This window comes from Pseudoalteromonas sp. GW168-MNA-CIBAN-0100 (assembly GCF_040309225.1).
Taxonomy (GTDB): Bacteria; Pseudomonadota; Gammaproteobacteria; order Enterobacterales; family Alteromonadaceae; genus Pseudoalteromonas; species Pseudoalteromonas arctica.
Map to the genome: position 1 here is coordinate 1 of NZ_JBEOOL010000367.1, position 305 is coordinate 305.

At 45.2% G+C, this 305-nt stretch carries 1 protein-coding gene; it reads left to right on the top strand.

The annotated features are described in order from the left end of the window. Positions 1–305: efflux RND transporter permease subunit (locus tag AAEY62_RS21520; protein WP_350636425.1), on the top strand; the 305-nt coding region annotated here is incomplete at both ends.

The following is a 305-nucleotide window of genomic DNA, read 5'->3' on the forward strand; positions in this document are numbered from 1 at the left end:
GGTAGATATAAACCGTGAAAAAGCGGCGCGCTATAGTTTAAATATTGCCGATATACAGCAAGTTGTAGCTACTGCTATTGGCGGCACAAATGTCACCCAAACCGTAGAAGGGCAAGAGCGCTATCCGGTAAATTTACGATACCCGCAAGGTTACCGCGATTCACCTGAGGAGCTAATGTTACTTCCTATTGTAACTCCAGCCGGGCAGCGTATAGCTTTAGCCGATGTTGCTAAGGTATTAATTGAAGATGGCCCAGCCGGAATAAAAAGTGAAAATGCCCGCTTAAATGGTTGGAGCTTTATTG